The organism is Acidilobus sp. 7A, assembly GCF_003431325.1.
GTDB lineage: Archaea > Thermoproteota > Thermoprotei_A > Sulfolobales > Acidilobaceae > Acidilobus.
The window spans coordinates 1,388,495-1,406,307 of the sequence record NZ_CP010515.1; the positions used below are offsets into that span (position 1 = coordinate 1,388,495).

The window sequence follows — 17,813 nt, forward strand, 5'->3', positions numbered from 1 at the left end:
ATATATAAAAGCTTTACTCTTAACATCAAGCAAAGCTGAGGTGACAATAGCGCATAGGACAGGTTTTCCTTGTACAAGGTTGCTAACGCCAATTTTATTATTAAGCGTGGCTGTTGAGGCCTTCAACAGGGTTGTGCTGGCGTCTGTTGCAGCTTTTAGGACAACTTGTTTCTTCCCTATGTCACGTTTTTATACGGCTACCAACTCATAGCTTATGGCGCAGGTGAGCGCCTTTGACGAAGAAGATCCTCATAGCTGGTGGAGGTATAGGAGGCTACGTTGCAGCGAAGAGACTGGTAGACGGCATTAGGAGTAGCGGCGTTGACGCCGAGGTAACAGTTATCAACAAAGAACCCTATCACTTCATGCCGCCGCTCTTCTTTGATGTGGCCCTGGGCTATGCCTCAGCTGACGAGACCAGGGCCCCTATACAGAACATGGAGAAGTACGGCATAAAGGTGACACTAGACGAGATACAGTCCATAGATGCTGCGAACAGGACCGTTGTCGGCGCCAAGGGCAAGTACCAGTATGACTACCTTCTGGTCTCCCTCGGTATAGACTACGGCTGGGGCGCGTACCCAAATCTTGACAAGGAGGGCGTCCACAACTTTGACCTTGACGGTGCGCTGAAGATGAAGGAGGCCCTCAACCAGGTTAAGGACGGGCAGAACGTAACTTTGCTGATACCTGAGCTGCCCTACAGGTGCGGCATATACCCATACGAGGCGGCAACCGCGCTCTCGTCCTTCTTCAGGGCCAGGAACAAGAAGGTTAGCATAAGGCTCCTAGACCCAATGCCCGCCCCAATAATCCCCCTGGGCTCAGCCATATCAAGGTTCATAGCGGATCAGCTCGCATACTACGGCGTTGAATACGTGCCCAACTTTAAGCTGAGGGAGATAGACCCATCAAAGAAGACCGTCGTAGGGTCCAGCGGCGAGTTCAAGTACGACCTCCTGGTCAAGGTGCCGCCGTCAAGGTTGCCTAAGGCCCTTGCAAACAGCGGCGAGGACTTCACGTGGAAGCAGGACCCGAGATGGGCCCCTGTGCTGCCTAACGGCAGGCACCCTAAGTACGATGACGTCTACCTCGCAGCTGAGCACTCATTGCCACCGCTCGGCATAGGTCTTGCCGGCGTCTTCGTTGAGTCCCTGGCCATAACTGCCGCTACTAACATGCTAGCTGATCTGGTCGGCGGCTTTGGGCCAGCGTTTGTGCCAAGCCCTGTCTCCTGCGTTGGTTACGCCGGCGACAAGGGCTGGGCTGGCACGTGCGAACTGCCGTTTGACGCGAGCAAAGGCATGTACGCAATGAAGTGCTACTTCGGCGGCGTTTACTCCATAGGGAGGCTGCTGAAGCAGGGGTTCTACCGTGGCTGGATTGACGGTCTTAAGTTCTGAGGGGGTGGCATGAATGGCTGAGGCAAAGAAAGAGGTAGCAGAGGGTGTCTCCCCAGAGGTTCAGGCCCAGGCGCTGGCGGAGCTCCTGGACGCTGTAGTTAACCTTAAGAGGAGCGGCATCCTCGGCATGCTGTCTTACCTCGCGGACAAGGCAGAGGAGTCCTTCCTCGCGGCGGCCACGGACCCAGCGCTTATGAGGCTCCTGGCCCTGCTTTCCTCAGTCACGTACGGCATCATGAACGTTGACACAAGCGACCTTTCAAACGCCCAGAACAACTTGACGGACCTGACTTCATGTGCAATGGAGTCCCTAGGCAAGCTTGATCTAAGCAAGCCTAAGAGCGTCGGCCTGCTAGGCCTTATGAGGTCCCTCAGTGACCCTGACGTCTCACAGGGCCTTGGCATACTCTTAGATATAATGAAGCAGCTAGGAGCCTGCGCCAGGAGCAAGGGTGCGTCAAAGGCTTAGAGCATCTTTATCTTTAAATAATGAATAAAATAAAATTTTCTTATTTATTTCTGAGGGCGTGACGCCAAGGACCCGAAGGACCTTGCTATGTTAAGCAGCGCGTTCAGACCTTTCAGGGTTTCCTTGTTGCCCAATAGGAGCACCAGGTCGCTGAGGCTGTTTACCTGTGGCGCCGAGGCAAGGGCGGCGGTAGCCTCCTTAAGCGCACCGACGTCAAGGCTGTCTATAATTTCAACGAGTGCCTGGAGCTTGTTGAGCGTCTCAGGCCTTGTCATCCTCTCAAGCAGCTGCATTATCTGAGGGAGCCTGTCAATTACTATGAGCGTTTCAGGTGTTATTAGTAGCTTAGCCACCGCCTTCATCAGCTCCTCGTCAGAGAGCATGTTGTCCAGCATAGATACCATGTCTAGGAGCCGCTCGAGCGCCTCAGCCTGTCTCTCAGCCTGGGATACCATACACATCACCTCATGGGAACAGCTTCCACAGCCTCTCAGGGGACGTGTTCTCAAAGTAGGCGTCAAATATGGGGTCCCAGAACTCCGGGTGTTTGAGCACGTCCCAGTAGGTGTCAGCGAAGAACCTTTTCATAATGAAGAACACGCTCTTGGGAGGCAGCTTTACAGAGGGGTGGCCAAAGTCGCTTATGACGAAGGTTCCCAACTCCATGCCTATCTCGGTGGGGCAGTTAGTCCTGCCCGTGTTCCGAGCGTCAAAGCCAAGGAGCCTCTTCTCAACAACCTTTGCCTGCAGGTGGGCGGTCACCCCAGTCCTCGCATTTGACGCTGCGGAGGCGTCGCCTATTGCAAATGCGTCATCGAAGTTGCCAACGCGGTTGGTAAGCTTGTCAGCCTTTATGAAGCCGTCCTCGTTCTTTATATCCTCGGGCAGGATATTTATTTTGGGCCCCTTGTGGATAGGAACTACTATCGCTGCGTCAAACGGCAGCTCGCCGCCCTCTAATGAGGTCATCTTTTTGTTGTCCAGGTCAACCGTGTCAACGGTGAAGAAGGTCTCTATGTTTATCCCCCTCTCCTTTAGCACGGGCTCTATGACCTCGTTGAAGGTCTCGGCAGGGTACGCCCTCGGATATGGGACTGCTATGGTTATCTCTATTTGATCCCTGATGCCCCTGGCCCTGAAGGCCTCGTCGGCCAACAGCACGCCCTCATATGGTGATGGGGGGCACCTGTGCCCAGGGTCAGCGACGGCCACGACAAGCCTGCCCTTCTTCATAGAGCTGATTGTGTTGAACGCTCTCCAGGCGTTCTCAGGCGTGGAGTGAAAGTCACCGTAGAGGGAGACCAACTTCTCGTTCCCCTTGACCGCTGCGTGGTCTATTGAGAGGCCAGGCGCTATGGCCACTATATCATAGCTAAAAGTCTTTCCTGAGCTCGTGGTAACGGTCCTGTTGTTCAGGTCTACAGAGGTTACGCTATCTATTATCAGCTTCACATCTTTCTTAACTAGGTCCGCAAGCTCCCTCTTAAGCTGCGAGTCGTCGCCCCTGAAGGCTATCTGAAGCAGTTGCGGCAGGTAGTAGTGGTATGGCGTGTCATTAATTAAGGTCACTGAGAACTCCTCCCTTCTGGCCAGCGAGTTAGCAAGTATAAGGCCACCGGCCCCTCCGCCAACGATAACAACGTTCTGCTTCTTCTCTGAGGTCATGCGCACAACCACCGTCATATGAAGAGCATCTGGCCTCCTTCGGCCTCCTGGAGGAACGTGGCCACGCCAACCACGTCATCTACTAGGCTAGGGTCGAAGTCCTCCTTCTTCAGCCCCATTACGCTTGCCATCATGCTGCATGCGTATACCTTGGCGCCCATGCTCTTGGCCTCCTTAAGCATGTCAACCCAGCTCGGCACCCTGTTAGCCTGCATGCCCTTGGCAAGCGCTGGCACCATGGACTCGAACTCCTTAGGCCACGTGGGCTGCGCAGACTTCTTGAGGAACCTTAGCAGTGCCCACCCGGTCACAAATATTTGAACCTCATAGCCTAGGGCTGCGGCCCCCTGAGCTATGACGCCCACGGGTATTAACTTGTCCTCCGTTCCAGAATAAACAATTATGGAGAGCTTGCTCAAACCGCTCACCTCTCCTCTTTTTAGAGAAAGTGACTCTGAGGTAAATAAGGTTATATTGGAGAGCAAATCTATACATAGGAAAGGGAAACGCGGCTGGGCGCTCGCTTCAAGGGACGCCCAGGATAACGGTAAGAGTGGTATGAGAGACCCACTGTGATAAACTCCATTACAGTACTATTCAGTACTATTAGGGCGTTCGCGGCACGCATAGCTATAAACATTAGGAACAGCTTGCAGCCGGCCTCCTCCCGCCCTGAGGGGCGAGGCCTGCTTTTCATTCTGCCACCCGTAGCTGTGCTCGGGGTTCAGTACGAACGACAAAGCTATAAGCTACATTTAACATTAACCTAAACCTGTGCAAGGGGCGTGAACGAGGTTTTGAAGACTCTGCCGCCGGTGACCTTAGACCAGGTATTGGGGCTCGTCAGATACGTGGCGGCCTACGGTGGGGTTGTGGACTCCTCGAGGCTGGATGATCTACTAGATATAAACATGGACCTCCTGCCCCACGTTGTTGATGCTGCTGTGAGCCTACGGCTCCTCAGGACAGAGGGCGGGAATCTCATCATAACGCCTGAGGGCAGGAAGGCCATAGAGCTGAGCGGGAGGGACCTTAGGGCGTTAATAAAGTCCCTAAGCGATGACGTAAGACCTTTTAAGGATATCTTCGAGGCTATAGGTGATTCTGACGCAATTAGCGGGCAACTGTTAAGGAACATACTCAGGCGGGCAGGCTACGTAAACATCGAAGATGCAGTTATGATCTTCACCGAGTGGCTGGCCTACATGGGGATAACGGTCCTTGAGGAGTAAGGCTTTGAGTAGGGGTTCAGCTCCTACATGAGTTCACTGTTTTACGGTCAGAGCCTCATCCTTATTCCCTCGCACCCCGCTCGGGCCTGGGGCGCTCAGGGTTACCTGGGGCCCCACGCCCTGAGTAGCCTCGGGGAGAGCCTGGCGGCTCTTCACCCCTCAAGGGGACCCCGCCGATGAGCATGTATAATGAACATTAAAGACCTATGTGAAGCGCGAAGCAGCTGCGGAAGGCGGTTTGGGATATCGACTTTACAGCGGCGCTTAACAGCAGGTTTCGAAGATACCGCACACGGCATGTATTATTGTCCTGGACCATGCCATTGATAACGTCACTTAAGGGAAGGCGTTTAGTTTTTAAAAGGCCTCGTCTAAAATAAAAGCAGCGGGCCCGTAGCTCAGCCAGGATAGAGCGGCGGGCTTTTAACCCGTAGGCCGCGCACGCCTTGGCCAGCGCGGGCGGATGTCCCGGGTTCGAATCCCGGCGGGCCCGCCAACATTAGTTGGCTTCAAGTTCGTCACGTTATTAAGCTGGGCTATGTAATAGACTAAGTTACGGTTCAGGCAGCTCTTTACGCTTCGATTTGATCAATAGATCAGTTAACTAGAAAACCTCAGGGCACAACCGGACCCTGAGGAGGGCTGGCCGGTAGTTTGCCTGCACTTAGGCAAGTGGATGAGAGGATACTAAACCACAAGCTGGTCCCTAAGCACAGGATACTTAGCATAGAGGAGGCGGTCGAGGTCCTTAATAGGCTTGGAGTTAAACCATGGCAACTGCCGAGGATAAGCGCCAACGACCCCGTCATAAAGCTGTTGGGTGGTAAGCCAGGGGACATTGTTGAGATAGAGCGCGACTCACCCACGGCTGGGAAGCACGTAGCCTATAGGGTGGTAGTTTCTTATTGAGGCGGTGACGCTTATGTCGACGGACTGGAGGCTCACAAAGGACGACCTATGGATCGTCTTCAGGCAGTTCATACGTGAGACGGGCCTGGCGAGGCAGCACCTAGATTCGTATAACGCCTTTGTCACAGAGCGCATACAGGATATAGTTGACTCCTTTAAGGAGATAAGGCCCCTCTACAAGCAGGTTGGGGGCAAAAAGAAGGGAGTCGTCGCTGAGGAGGGGCCAGACATTAAGGTAGTCCTAGGGAAGGTTCGTGTAGGCGAGCCCCAGGTTAAGGAGGCCGACGGTAACCTGAGGCGCCGCGACGTGACCCCGCTGGAGGCTAGGCTGAGGAACTTCACCTACTCAGCCCCACTGTACCTCGAGATGACGCTTGTTGAGAACGGCAACGAGGTGGACACCGAGGAGGTTAAGATTGGCGACTTCCCGATAATGGTGAAGTCCGTAGTTGACCCCCTCTCGAAGGCAAGCCTCAAGGAGCTCATGGAGGCTGGCGAGGACCCCTACGACCCAGGGGGCTACTTCATAATAAACGGCAGTGAGAGGGTGATAGTGGCTCAGGAGGACCTCGCAGTTAACAGGATTATAGTCGGCGTCTCGACAGCCAACACGGCTAAGATAACACACAGTGCCAAGACAGTCTCAACGGTCCTGGGCCTGAGGAGGCAGGTGATAGTTGACAGGATGAATGACGGCTCCCTTGAGGTCAGCATGAGCAGGCTAAACTACAGGATACCGTTCATAGTTATGATGAAGGCTCTGGGCCTCGAGAAGGACGCCGAGATAGCGGCCGCTGTGTCGCCAGACCCTGACGTGCAGAGGGAGCTCCTGCCGAGCTTTGAGAAGGTGAGCGCCGCCATAAGGACCAAGGAGGATGCCCTTGAGTTCCTAGGCAACAGGATAGCGCCAGGGCAGCCCAAGGAGATAAGGATCCAGCGCGCCGAGGAGTTCATAGACACGCAGTTCCTGCCGCACATAGGTCTTACGCCTGCCGACAGGCTAGCAAAGGCCTACTTCCTAGGCGAGATGGCCAACAGGGTGCTCCAGCTCTACCTTGGCAAGAGGGGCGAGGACGACAAAGATCACCTAGCTAACAAGCGCCTTAGGCTTGCAGGCGACCTAATAGCAGAGATATTCAGGGACGCCTTCCAGCAGCTAGCCCTACTCATATCAAGCGAGCTTGAGGAGTACATAAGCCAGCACAGGAAGGTCAGAGACGTTAAGAGCCTCGTGAGGCCCGATATAGTAACTGAGAGGATCAGGGCCGCCCTGGCCACGGGCAACTGGACTGGAAACAGGACAGGCGTGAGCCAGGCCCTGGACAGGACCAACTGGATGAGCCTCCTCAGCCACCTGAGGAGGGTCATATCGCCGCTCAGCAGGGGCGAGTCAAACTTTGAGGCCAGGGACCTGCACGGCACCCACTGGGGAAGGCTCTGCCCGTTCGAGACCCCTGAGGGCGTTAACTGCGGTCTGGTAAAGAACCTCGCAATGACGGCCTACATCTCAGTTGGAGTTAACGAGCAGCACATAAGGAACCTACTCACGAACATGGGCGTCATATCGCTGGAGGAGGCCATAAAGGAGATCGCTAGCGGCGAGCCGGAGGCATCAGCGAAGTACGTTAACATGGCCAAGGTGTTCCTGAACGGCAAGCCCATAGGGTACGTGCAGGATGGGGCTGAGCTTAGGCAGAGGCTAATATCGCTGAGGAGGAGGGGCGAGATAAGCTATGAGGTGAGCGTGGCTTACTTAGAGAATGGCAACGTTAAGGAAGTTTACGTAAACACTGATGAAGGAAGGCTTATGAGGCCTGTCATAGTAGTTGAGGATGGCAAGCCCAAGCTGACAAAGGAGATCGTGGAGAAGGTGAAGCGCGGTGAGACGTCGTTCTGGGACCTAGTCAGGAACGGAGTGGTGGAGTTCCTGGACCCAGACGAGGAGGAGAACGCTTATGTGGCTGAGTACCCTGATGAGATTACACCTGAGCACACGCACCTGGAGCTCTGGACGCCTGGCATATTCAGCGTCGTGACCTCTATAGCGTCGTTCCTAGAGCACAACCAGAGCCCGAGGAACACGTACCAAGCAGCTATGGCGAAGCAGGCCCTCGGCCTTTATGCGCTGAACTACCAGTACCGCATGGACAGTCACGCCTACCTGCTACACTACCCCCAGAAGCCCATAGTGCAGACTAGGTCGCTTGAGGAGATCGGTTACAATGAGAGGCCCTCCGGGCAGAACTTCGTGGTGGCCATAATGCCCTTCATGGGGTACAACATGGAGGACGCCATTATAATGAACAAGACAAGCGTTGACTACGGGCTCGGGAGGACCCACTTCTTCAGGGTTTATGCAGTGACCGAGAACTCCTACGCAGGTGGCCTCAAGGATACCATAACTGTGCCGTCGCCAAAACTTTACGACCACAAGGGCGACCAGTACTACACTAAGCTTGGGCCCGACGGCATAGTCGAGCCTGAGGTGGAGGTTGACGGTGGCGATGTGCTAGTTGGCAGGGAGAGCCCGCCGAGGTTCTTGGGCGAGGAGCGCGTTATGACAATCGGGGCTCTAACGAAGAGGGACACAAGCGTGCAGCTCAGGTACGGGGAGCACGGCGTAGTTGACACTGTGTTGATAACTCAGACCACGGACAGGAACCTCCTAGTTAAGGTTAAGGTCAGGGACCTCAGGATACCGGAGCTCGGCGACAAGTTCGCCAGCAGGCACGGCCAGAAGGGTGTGGTTGGCATGATGTTCCCTAGGTACGACATGCCATACACAGAGGAGGGCATAGTGCCCGACATAATAGTCAACCCCCACGGAATACCTTCACGTATGACCGTGGGTCAGCTGCTTGAGCTCATAACGGGCAAGGCGGCCTCGCTCGAGGCTAAGTACGTTGACGGCACGCCGTTCTTTAAGGACGACATAGGCCCCTATAAGGTAACACTCATAAAGCACGGCTACAGCCCTGACGGCGCTGAGGTCATGTATGACGGCCGCACAGGCCAGCTGATGGAGTCACCAGTAACTATAGGCATAGTGTTCTACCAGAGGCTCTACCACATGGTCGCGGACAAGATGCACGCAAGGGCTACTGGCAAAGTGCAGCTGCTCACCAGGCAGCCCACCGAGGGCAAGGCAAGGCAGGGAGGCCTCAGGTTTGGGGAGATGGAGAGGGACTGCCTCGTTGGACACGGCGCTACGATGCTGCTCAGGGACAGGATGCTTGAGGGCAGCGACGCCCATACTATGTACGTCTGCACGTTGTGCGGCCACATAGCGTGGTATAACAGCAAGAAGAACACCTATGAGTGCCCAATACATGGCGAGAACGGCAATATAAGGCCTATCAAGGTACCTTATGCCTTCAAGCTCTTCCTGCAGGAGATAATTAGCATGGGGATAAAGCCTAAGATAGAGGTTTCAGATAAAATATCCCTGCTCGATAGGGTGTCAAAGGACAGCCTGTCAAAGCTGAGCAACAATGAGGGGAAGCAGGGAGGCAACGGCTCTAATGGCTCAGGTAGCGCTTCGTGAGGTGAGGGAGCATGTCGTTTAGACAATCCGAGGAGCAGGAGAGGTACGTCATAAGCGGGATAAAGTTCAGCCTGCTTAGTCCGCGCGAGATAAGGGAGATGGCCAAGGTAACAGTGATAAGGCCAGAGATATATGAGGTCGACGGCTCCCCAGTGATGGGCGGCCTCAGGGATCCTCACTTCGGCGCCATAGAGCCCGGCGAGAGGTGCCCCGTGTGCGGCAACACGAGACAGGACTGCCCGGGCCACTTCGGCAAGATAGACCTCGCCAGGCCCGTCGTGCTGCCGCACCTTGGTGATAAGATCTACCAGCTCCTTCAGGCCACGTGCAGGAGCTGCGGCAGAATACTCATACCACCGCAGAGAGCAGCCTACATGCTGAGCGTCTACAGGAGGCTTAAGGATAAGTGGCCAGTGCTGGCTGAGGTCTTCATAGACGAAGTCATAAAGGAGGCTTCGTCAGTCTCGGAGTGCCCGCACTGCGGTGCTAAGCAATATAAGATCAAGTTTGTTAAGCCGTACAACTTCTACGAGGTCAGACCCGAGGGCGAGGTAAGACTGACACCAAGTGACGTTAGGGAGAGACTAGAGAAGATACCACATGACGACGTTGAGCTCCTGGGTTGGGACCCTGAGTCAGCAAGGCCAGAGTGGGCAGTGCTCACGGTGCTGCCGGTGCCACCGCTTGCGGTCAGGCCCTCAATAACTATGGAGAGTGGCTCAAGGGCTGAGGACGACCTAACGCATGCCCTGGCTGAAATAGTCAGGCAGAACGAGAGGCTCAAGAACTTTATCTCCTCAAGCGCGCCTGAGTCCATGATTGAGGAGGCCTGGCAGGCCCTGCAAAATGTAATAGCCGCTTATATAGACAACGAGCTGCCCAACATCTACCAGCTGTCTCACAGGGGCAGGAAACAGCTGAAGACGTTGGCCCAGAGGCTCAAGGGCAAGGAGGGTAGGCTCAGGGGGAACCTCAACGGCAAGAGGGTTAACTTCTCATCAAGAACCGTCATATCACCTGACCCGCTCATCAGCATAGACGAGGTTGGAGTGCCTATAGAGGTAGCCAAGATACTCACAGTACCCATGGTAGTCACTAGGTTCAACATAGAGGAGGCCAGGAGGTACGTCCTCAACGGACCCAACAACTGGCCTGGGGCTACCATAGTTTACAAGAAGAGGGAGGGCATGAAGCTTGACCTGAGGTACCAGCGCAACCTCAGGCAGCTGGCCGAGAGCCTCGAGGTTGGCGACATAGTTGAGAGGCATTTAGTCGACGGTGATATTGTGCTCTTCAACAGGCAGCCGAGCCTGCACAGGATGTCAATAATGGGTCACAAGGTAAGGGTGATGCCTGGCAGGACCTTCAGGCTCAACCTGCTTGTATGTGCGCCTTATAATGCTGACTTCGACGGCGACGAGATGAACCTTCACGTGCCAAGACTTGAGGAGGCACGTGCAGAGGCGCTAAACCTGTTGCTCGTTGAGAACCACATACTGACGCCGAGGTACGGAGGACCAATTATAGGCGGCAGGCAGGACTACATAAGTGGCTCCTATCTGCTGACCGTTAAGACTACCCTGCTGGACAGGGAGACAGTTAATAAGCTGCTCGCCGCCGCAGGCTACACCAGGGAGCTGCCAGAGCCTGCTATACTGAGACCGCGGCCGCTGTGGACAGGGAAGCAGCTAGTAAGTCTCTTTATGCCATCGGACTTCAACTTCAGGGGAAGGGCTAAGATAAATGCAGGGGACCTGAAGTGCGACAGAGATGACTGCTTCTACGACTCGTATATAGTGATCAGAGGCGGCAGGCTCCTAGAGGGAGTTTTAGATAAGAACGCCATAGGGGCCGAGCAGCCGGAGAGCGTGCTTCACTACATAGCGCTGGAGTACGGCAACGCCGCAGCGAGGGAGCTGCTGGACACCGCGTACAGGATGTTCATAAGGATGCTCGAGCTCAGGGGCTTCACAATCTCCACGAGTGACATAGAGATACCGGAGGAGGCCAAGGAGAGGATAGAGAAGATGACTGAGGAGGCTAAGGCCGACGTCATGAGGCTTATAGAGCAATATAGGAACGGCACGCTTGAGATAATACCTGGCAGGACCCTGGAGGAGAGCCTTGAGCTGAAGATAATACAGAGGCTGCAGAAGCTGAGGGACGACGCCGGTAAGGTGGCCATAAGCTACATGAACCCATTCAACAATGCCTTTATAATGGCCAGGACGGGTGCTAGGGGCAGCGACATCAACATAACTCAGATGGCTGCAATGCTTGGGCAGCAGACGGTGAGAGGTAGAAGGATAGTGAGGGGCTTTAGGACGCGCACGCTGGCGCACTTTAAGCCAGGCGATCTCTCGCCTGAGGCGCGCGGCTTTGTCGTGGGTAATTTCATGGATGGGCTGAGGCCTCACGAGGTCTTCTTCCACGCTGCAGGCGGTAGGGAAGGCCTGGTCGACACGGCGCTGAAGACCTCACAGAGCGGCTACATGCAGAGGAGGCTCATAAATGCTCTCCAGGACCTCTACGTTGCCTATGACGGCACCGTGAGGGACTCAGAGGGCAGCATCGTTCAATTTAAGTATGGCGAGGACGGGGTGGACCCGCAGAAGACATATCACGGGAAGGCCGTCAACATTGACAGAATCGTTGAGAGGATCAAGGTGAGGGGGTGAGGCGAGATGTCTGACGCCGCATCAAGCAGGAGAACTAGGAGGTCCAGGAAGAAGGAGGCAGAGAGCGACGAGGGCGGCGAGCTATTGAAGAGCAAGCTGGAGGCCGCTAGGTCAATACTTCCGCCGAGCCTTTACGAAGAGCTCTACTCTAAGGTTGCAGAGAGCCAAGACCTCACGATTAGGCAAAAGATAGAGGCCATAGAGGAGGCTGTCAGAAGCTACATAGCGTCCATGGTACAGCCAGGTGAGGCTGTAGGAGTGGTCGCAGCCCAGTCGATAGGTGAGCCTGGCACTCAGATGACCCTCAGGACGTTCCACTACGCAGGCCTGATGGAGTTCGACGTGACGCTCGGACTCCCAAGACTTATAGAGATAGTTGACGCCAGGCATGAGCCCTCAACACCACTGATGAGGATCTACCTTGAGGAGAAATACGCTGATAACTTAGAGGTGGCGCGCAGGATAGCAAGGGACATAGAGTACACGACGATAGGGAACATAGTTGACGAAGTGAGCTACACGCTGGGCGATAGGACGTTCATTATAAAGCTTGACCCTGAGATGATGTCTGATAGAGGCATCAGCAAGGATGAGCTGATGGAGGCCTTTGAGAGGCTCAAGCTGGGCGAGGTGAGCTGGAGTGATGATGAGAGCGCTATACAGCTTGTTGCAAGTGAGAGCGTTCTGCCTGACGAGGCCCTCTACGACCTGCGCAGCTATGAAGAGATATTAGCTAAGATAAAGAAGGGGTACGTTAAGGGCATTAAGGGCATTAAGAGAACAGTCATACAGGAGCACGTTGATGAGAAGACTGGCAAGAAGGAATACGTGATAGTCGCCGAGGGCAGCAACCTTGCCGAGGTGATGAGGGTTGATGGCGTCGACCCTACTAGAGTGGAGACCAACAACGTCTATGAGATAGCTGATGTGCTTGGAATAGAGGCCGCCAGAAACGCCATAATAAAGGAGATAATGGACGTCCTTCAGAACTCAGGCCTCGACATTGACGTAAGGCACGTGATGCTAGTAGCCGACATTATGACGTGGACTGGCAAGATAAGGCAGATAGGCAGGCTGGGCGTTGTAGGCGAAAAGCCAAGCGTGATAGCGCGTGCAGCGTTCGAGGTAACGGTTAACCAGCTCTATAGTGCTGCAATAAGGGGTGATAGGGAGAAGTTTGAAGGTGTGACGGAGAACATAACAGCCGGGCTCCCGCCTAAGGTAGGCACGGGCGTCGTGATGTTATCAGTAGGCATTAACGCTCTTAAATCTCTCCAGCCCAAGGTAGTCCAGCAGGAAACTCCAAGTAGTTCAGGCTAAAAGAGGGGGGCACCGTGTCTGAGGCAGCCTTCGAGAGGGAGCTTAAGTCTGTGGCGAAGAGCGGGAAACTTAGCCTCGGCAGCCGTAAGGCTGTCAAGCTGCTTCTAAGAAACCAGGTCAAGGGCATAATATTAGCAGATAACGTGGAGCCTAAGGTAAGAGGGCTCATAGACTCAACAGCTAAAATAAACGGCATACCAGTTTATGTTTACAAGGGCACCTCAGCGGACCTCGGCTCACTGTTAGGAAAGCCATTTAAGGTCTCAATTATAGCTGTGCTGGACCCTGGCGACTCACGGATACTTGAAGTTATGGAGAGCGCTAAGTAGGGGGGTCATGGTGGCTCAGGCTGATAATGGTAAGGGGGACAGAATAAGTTTAGAGGAGCTTCGCTTTATCTCGCTCTTCCAAGATATAACAGGTGCCATGGTTTATAGGGCGATAGAGGATGCAGAGAGCAACAGGCTCTTTTACCTTGTTGACAAGAATGACCTGGGCAAGGCAATAGGTAAGGACGGCAGGAACGTGAAGACCCTCTCGAAAATATTGAACAAGAACGTTGAGGTAATAGGGTATGCGCCTGACCTAGAGTCAATGGTAAGGAACCTCTTCCCAGGGATCTCGGTCCTTAAGGTAGATGTCGTTGACAAGGGTGACGGCAAGGTTATCTATGTCAAGGTGAAGGACGACGAGAAGGGCAAGGCAATAGGTAAGGACGGCAGGAACGTGAAGAGGGCCAGAGTGGTACTTCTAAAGCTGTTTAACGTAGACAAGGTAGTCATAAGGTGAGAGTAGAGGTTTTAAATGCGCACTAGGCGCTGAGTGAGGGGATTAAGCGATGCCCGAGGGGCCGAACGGTCTCTTCGCCGCCCGCAAGCTGAGGAAGAGCAGGCTGAGGTTCAAGTGGGCCAAGAGGGAGTTCAAGATAAGGATGCTGAAGCTTAAGGAGAAGTACGACCCGCTCGAAGGTGCTCCCATGGCGCGCGGCATAGTCCTGGAGAAGGTAGGCATACCATCAAGGCAGCCCAACGCAGCCCTGAGAAAGTGCGTCAGGGTGCAACTGGTTAGGAACAAGAAGGTTGTTACGGCATTCGTTCCTAAGGACGGTGGCATACTTTACATAGACGAGCATGACGAGGTTATAATAGAGGGTATAGGAGGTCCTAAGGGAAGAGCCATGGGTGATATCCCTGGGGTCAAGTACAAGGTAATAGCTGTTAACGGCGTCTCGCTGGACGCCCTGTGGAAGGGCAAGAAGCAGAAGGTGAAGAGGTAAACTTTTAATAATCCTTCTCTTAAGGCTGTCCTTCCTCCCCTTCCCCCTCGCCGCCCTCGCGGCTCTCCATCTCGACGAGCTTCTTGTTGACATAGATAGGCTTATCACTTATCAGGGCCAGATAAATGGCATGGCTTGGTATCATCTTGACGCTTATGCTGATGCCTCCATCTTCGAACTCGACAGTAGCCGTGTAGACGCCAGTCTCCATTTCGACCTCATCTATGACGACCCTCTTTAGGGTCCTCCTGAGGCTCTCCTTGAAGTCCTCGTGTGAGGAGAGGAACGTGTAGATGCTCTGCCTCCTTGGCGGCAGCTCGCCCTCATTAAGTATCTTTATGGCCTCAGCGACGTCAACTGGTATGTTAACCATTGTGAACTCCTCGCCGTCCTCAAGAAGGAGCGAGATGCCCACTATGTAAGCCCCAGCGCCGCTTACGTCCTGGACGAGCTTATAGAACGGCTGTACGTACTTCACTCTCAGCAGCTCATTCTCTGACAAGCCTTTGGCGCCCCGTAACTTCTGTAAAACCAAGACTCTTAAATGCAACTTGCAGCACTAGCTAAAGGTCATGGATGCCGAAGTTCGCTTAAAAACCGCCTGAGTAATGCTTCAGGGGGTGCATACATGGCTGAGCAGGTGAAGCTGCCAGACCTCTCAGAGGTTGGGAACATCAGCGGCCTCAGGCTGTTCGACAGGTGGAGCTGGAGGGACGTCGAGGTTAGGGACCCGAGCCTGAAGAAGTATATAAGCCTAAGACCAGTGGTGTTGCCTCACACAGGGGGAAGGCACGAGCACAGGAGGTTTGGGAAGGCCGAGGTTCCTATAGTGGAGAGGCTTATGAACAGGCTTATGCAGCCAGGCAGGAACGGCGGCAGGAAGGCCCTCGCATATAACATAGTTAAGGCGGCCTTCGAGATAATAAACCTAGAGACTGGTGAAAACCCACTGCAGGTACTTGTCCGGGCTATAGAGAACGCCGCCCCGAGGGAGGAGACCACCAGGATCATGTACGGTGGCATAATTTACAGGGTCTCCGTGGACGTCTCGGCTCAGAGGAGGGTTGACCTGGCCCTGAGGTTTATAGCTGAGGGCGCAAGGCTATGCGCCTTCGGCTCCTCTAAGAGCATTGAGGAGTGCCTGGCGGCCGAGATAATAGCGGCCTCCAAGGGTGACGCGTCAAGCTATGCTATAAAACAGAAGGAGGAGATAGAGAGGATAGCCCTCAGCTCAAGATAAACAGCTCCTTGGTGCACGTGGAGACCTTCAGCTGTATTTTTAAATCCCGCTCACTTCACTAGCTGTGGGCTGTATGAAGAGGTGAAACGTAATGCCCGAGAAGCCACACCTTAACCTGGTAGTGATAGGGCATATAGACCATGGCAAGAGCACGCTCACAGGCAGCCTGCTTTACAGGCTGGGGGCGATTGACCCTAAGGTAATGCAGGAGCTTGAGGAGCAGGCCAAGCAGGCTGGCAAGGAGTCCTTTAAGTTCGCCTGGCTCCTCGACAAGATGAAGGAGGAGAGGGAGAGGGGTATAACTATAGATATCTCTTTCATGAAGTTCGAGACCAAGAAGTACTACTTCACTATAATAGACGCGCCAGGCCACAGGGACTTCGTTAAGAACATGATAACCGGCGCCAGCCAGGCTGACGCGGCCCTGCTGGTGGTCTCCTCCAGGAAGGGAGAGTTCGAGGCCGGCATGAGCGCTGAGGGCCAGACCAGGGAGCACGCCATACTGGCCAGGACTCTGGGCATCGAGCAGCTCATAGTGGCCGTGAACAAGATGGACGCTCCCGACGTGAACTACAGCCAGCAGAGGTACGATGAGATAACTAATACCATGAAGAAGTTCCTGAAGGGCCTTGGATACAACGTGGACACTATACCGTTCATACCGGTTAGCGCCTGGACTGGAGAGAACATTTTGGAGAGGAGCCCCAACATGGCTTGGTACAAGGGGCCAACACTCGTGGAGGCCCTCGACAACCTGAAGGTCCCGCCGAAGCCTGTCGACAAGCCCCTGAGGCTGCCTATACAGAGCGTCCTCAGCATACCTGGAGCTGGCACCGTGGTCACAGGCAGAGTTGAGACGGGTGTGCTGAAGCCGGGCGACAAAGTGATAGTAATGCCCGCTGGCATAGTAGGCGACGTAAAGAGCATACAGATGCATTATCAGGACCTGCCACAGGCCGAGCCCGGAGACAACGTGGGCGTGGCCCTAAGGGGCATTGATAAGAACCAGGTCAAGAGAGGCGATGTAATTGGCAAGACCGACAACCCGCCCACCGTGGCTGAGGAGTTCACCGCCAGGGTTGTGGTGGTCTGGCACCCGAGTGCCATAGCTGTTGGCTACACCCCAGTGCTACATGTCCACACGGCCTCCGTTGCTTGCAGGATAACTGAGATAGTCGCTAAGCTGGATCCCAGGACAGGCAACCCAATAGAGCAGAACCCGCAGTTCATAAAGGCCGGCGACACAGCTATAGTGAAGTTCAAGCCAATAAAGCCGCTGGTCATCGAGAAGTTCAGCGACTTCCCACAGCTTGGCCGCTTTGCCATGAGGGACATGGGCAGGACCATCGGAATAGGCGTAGTGACTGACGTGAAGCCGGCTAAGGTGGAGACCAAGAAGTGAAGCGGTGCCAGCCATGGCGTTTAACTTAAGGATATGGCTCTGGAGTACCAACGCCAAGAGCCTAGAGCAGGTAGTGGCACAGATAAAGGACATAGCTGAGAAGACAGGGGTCCCCATGAGGGGGCCAATACCCCTCCCCACCAAGAGGCTCGAGGTTCCAATATTCAGGCCCCCCCACGGGGAGGGCAGCAAGCACTGGGAGCACTGGGAGATGAGGATACACAAGAGGCTAATAGACATAGAGGCCGATGAGAGGGTGCTGAAGAGGCTGATGAGGGTACAGGTTCCAAGCGACGTTTATATCGAGATAAAGTCGGGTAGATAAGTCATAGCTCTTTGCCGAGTTTCTCGAATCGGCTGCAAGCAAGTGTTTCTTTACTTTGTACGACAGTCATAGCGTAGATTAACCGTCTAGGCCTTCTCACGGGGAAACGGTTTTTAGAGGTGCGCGCGTAAAGATGTATGGCGCCGGGGTGCCCGAGCGGCCCAAGGGGACGGGCTTGAGACCCGTTGCTCCACCAGGGGCGCGTGGGTTCAAATCCCACCCCCGGCGCTTCGGCGTTCTGCAGCGCACGCTTTGCCAAGCGCCTCGGCGAGGAAGTAACCATAAACCAGCGGACGTCAGCGACGAGTTCCCCTGAGAGCTTCTTCAGAGGAGTTTACAACTGAAAGCCT

General features: G+C 54.5%; 17 protein-coding genes and 2 tRNA genes. 15 read left to right on the plus strand and 4 right to left on the minus strand.

The annotated features are described in order from the left end of the window. The first annotated feature begins 233 nt into the window (after positions 1–233). Positions 234–1,403 (plus strand): FAD/NAD(P)-binding oxidoreductase, encoded by a 1,170-nt coding sequence (locus SE86_RS07070; RefSeq protein WP_117354864.1) that lies wholly within the window; start codon positions 234–236, stop codon positions 1,401–1,403. Positions 1,404–1,416: 13 nt separating this feature from the next. After that, on the plus strand, positions 1,417–1,872 hold the full coding sequence (locus tag SE86_RS07075) for a DUF1641 domain-containing protein (protein ID WP_117354865.1): 456 nt from the start codon (positions 1,417–1,419) through the stop codon (positions 1,870–1,872). Between the two features lie 44 nt (positions 1,873–1,916). On the opposite strand, the gene SE86_RS07080 is transcribed toward SE86_RS07075, so the two are convergent. Genes SE86_RS07080 through SE86_RS07090 form a run of 3 tightly spaced genes read right to left on the minus strand, consistent with a single transcriptional unit; the run spans position 1,917 to position 3,965 of the window. Beyond that, complete coding sequence (locus tag SE86_RS07080; RefSeq protein WP_117354866.1) at positions 1,917–2,327, minus strand: DUF1641 domain-containing protein; 411 nt, start codon at positions 2,325–2,327, stop codon at positions 1,917–1,919. A 10-nt stretch (positions 2,328–2,337) separates the two neighbouring features. Continuing rightward, positions 2,338–3,537, minus strand: a complete 1,200-nt coding sequence (locus SE86_RS07085; RefSeq protein ID WP_174221368.1) for an FAD/NAD(P)-binding oxidoreductase — start codon at positions 3,535–3,537, stop codon at positions 2,338–2,340. Between the two features lie 14 nt (positions 3,538–3,551). Then, positions 3,552–3,965 carry a DsrE/DsrF/DrsH-like family protein gene (locus SE86_RS07090; protein WP_117354868.1) on the minus strand — a complete coding sequence of 138 codons (414 nt, stop codon included), beginning with the start codon at positions 3,963–3,965 and terminating at the stop codon, positions 3,552–3,554. 357 nt (positions 3,966–4,322) lie between these two features. On the opposite strand from SE86_RS07090, the gene SE86_RS07095 reads away from it, so the two are divergent. From SE86_RS07095 to SE86_RS07135, 9 genes are all read left to right on the plus strand, one after another. Further along, complete coding sequence (locus SE86_RS07095; protein WP_148666805.1) at positions 4,323–4,769, plus strand: AAA-associated domain-containing protein; 447 nt, start codon at positions 4,323–4,325, stop codon at positions 4,767–4,769. A 387-nt stretch (positions 4,770–5,156) separates the two neighbouring features. Further along, positions 5,157–5,265: transfer RNA gene (locus SE86_RS07100), tRNA-Lys, on the plus strand. Positions 5,266–5,423: 158 nt separating this feature from the next. Next, a complete protein-coding gene (locus SE86_RS07105) occupies positions 5,424–5,678 on the plus strand; it encodes a DNA-directed RNA polymerase subunit H (RefSeq protein WP_117354870.1) in 255 nt (84 codons plus the stop codon). A 13-nt stretch (positions 5,679–5,691) separates the two neighbouring features. Beyond that, positions 5,692–9,222, plus strand: coding sequence for a DNA-directed RNA polymerase subunit B (locus tag SE86_RS07110; RefSeq protein ID WP_117355197.1), 3,531 nt, complete (start codon positions 5,692–5,694; stop codon positions 9,220–9,222). 11 nt (positions 9,223–9,233) lie between these two features. Next, positions 9,234–11,900 (plus strand): DNA-directed RNA polymerase subunit A', encoded by a 2,667-nt coding sequence (gene rpoA1, locus SE86_RS07115; protein ID WP_117354871.1) that lies wholly within the window; start codon positions 9,234–9,236, stop codon positions 11,898–11,900. A gap of 6 nt (positions 11,901–11,906) precedes the next feature. Next, entirely contained in the window at positions 11,907–13,220 is a 1,314-nt protein-coding gene (rpoA2, locus tag SE86_RS07120; RefSeq protein ID WP_117354872.1) for a DNA-directed RNA polymerase subunit A'', read from the plus strand. A gap of 14 nt (positions 13,221–13,234) precedes the next feature. Further along, a complete protein-coding gene (locus tag SE86_RS07125) occupies positions 13,235–13,549 on the plus strand; it encodes a 50S ribosomal protein L30e (RefSeq protein WP_117354873.1) in 315 nt (104 codons plus the stop codon). A gap of 7 nt (positions 13,550–13,556) precedes the next feature. Beyond that, positions 13,557–14,009: a NusA-like transcription termination signal-binding factor gene (locus SE86_RS07130; protein WP_236747327.1), complete on the plus strand. Its 453-nt coding sequence runs from the start codon at positions 13,557–13,559 to the stop codon at positions 14,007–14,009. Positions 14,010–14,058: 49 nt separating this feature from the next. Beyond that, a complete protein-coding gene (locus SE86_RS07135) occupies positions 14,059–14,496 on the plus strand; it encodes a 30S ribosomal protein S12 (protein WP_117354874.1) in 438 nt (145 codons plus the stop codon). A gap of 19 nt (positions 14,497–14,515) precedes the next feature. On the opposite strand, the gene SE86_RS07140 is transcribed toward SE86_RS07135, so the two are convergent. After that, positions 14,516–14,998, minus strand: a complete 483-nt coding sequence (locus SE86_RS07140) for a bifunctional nuclease domain-containing protein (RefSeq protein WP_117354875.1) — start codon at positions 14,996–14,998, stop codon at positions 14,516–14,518. Positions 14,999–15,124: 126 nt separating this feature from the next. On the opposite strand from SE86_RS07140, the gene SE86_RS07145 reads away from it, so the two are divergent. The 4 genes from SE86_RS07145 (at position 15,125) to SE86_RS07160 (ending at position 17,691) form a co-directional block, all read left to right on the plus strand. After that, positions 15,125–15,736, plus strand: a complete 612-nt coding sequence (locus SE86_RS07145) for a 30S ribosomal protein S7 (RefSeq protein WP_117354876.1) — start codon at positions 15,125–15,127, stop codon at positions 15,734–15,736. 91 nt (positions 15,737–15,827) lie between these two features. Beyond that, complete coding sequence (gene tuf / locus SE86_RS07150; RefSeq protein ID WP_117354877.1) at positions 15,828–17,138, plus strand: translation elongation factor EF-1 subunit alpha; 1,311 nt, start codon at positions 15,828–15,830, stop codon at positions 17,136–17,138. Positions 17,139–17,151: 13 nt separating this feature from the next. After that, entirely contained in the window at positions 17,152–17,463 is a 312-nt protein-coding gene (gene rpsJ / locus SE86_RS07155) for a 30S ribosomal protein S10 (protein WP_117355199.1), read from the plus strand. 142 nt (positions 17,464–17,605) lie between these two features. Beyond that, a tRNA-Ser gene (locus SE86_RS07160) sits at positions 17,606–17,691 on the plus strand. Positions 17,692–17,813 lie beyond the last annotated feature (122 nt).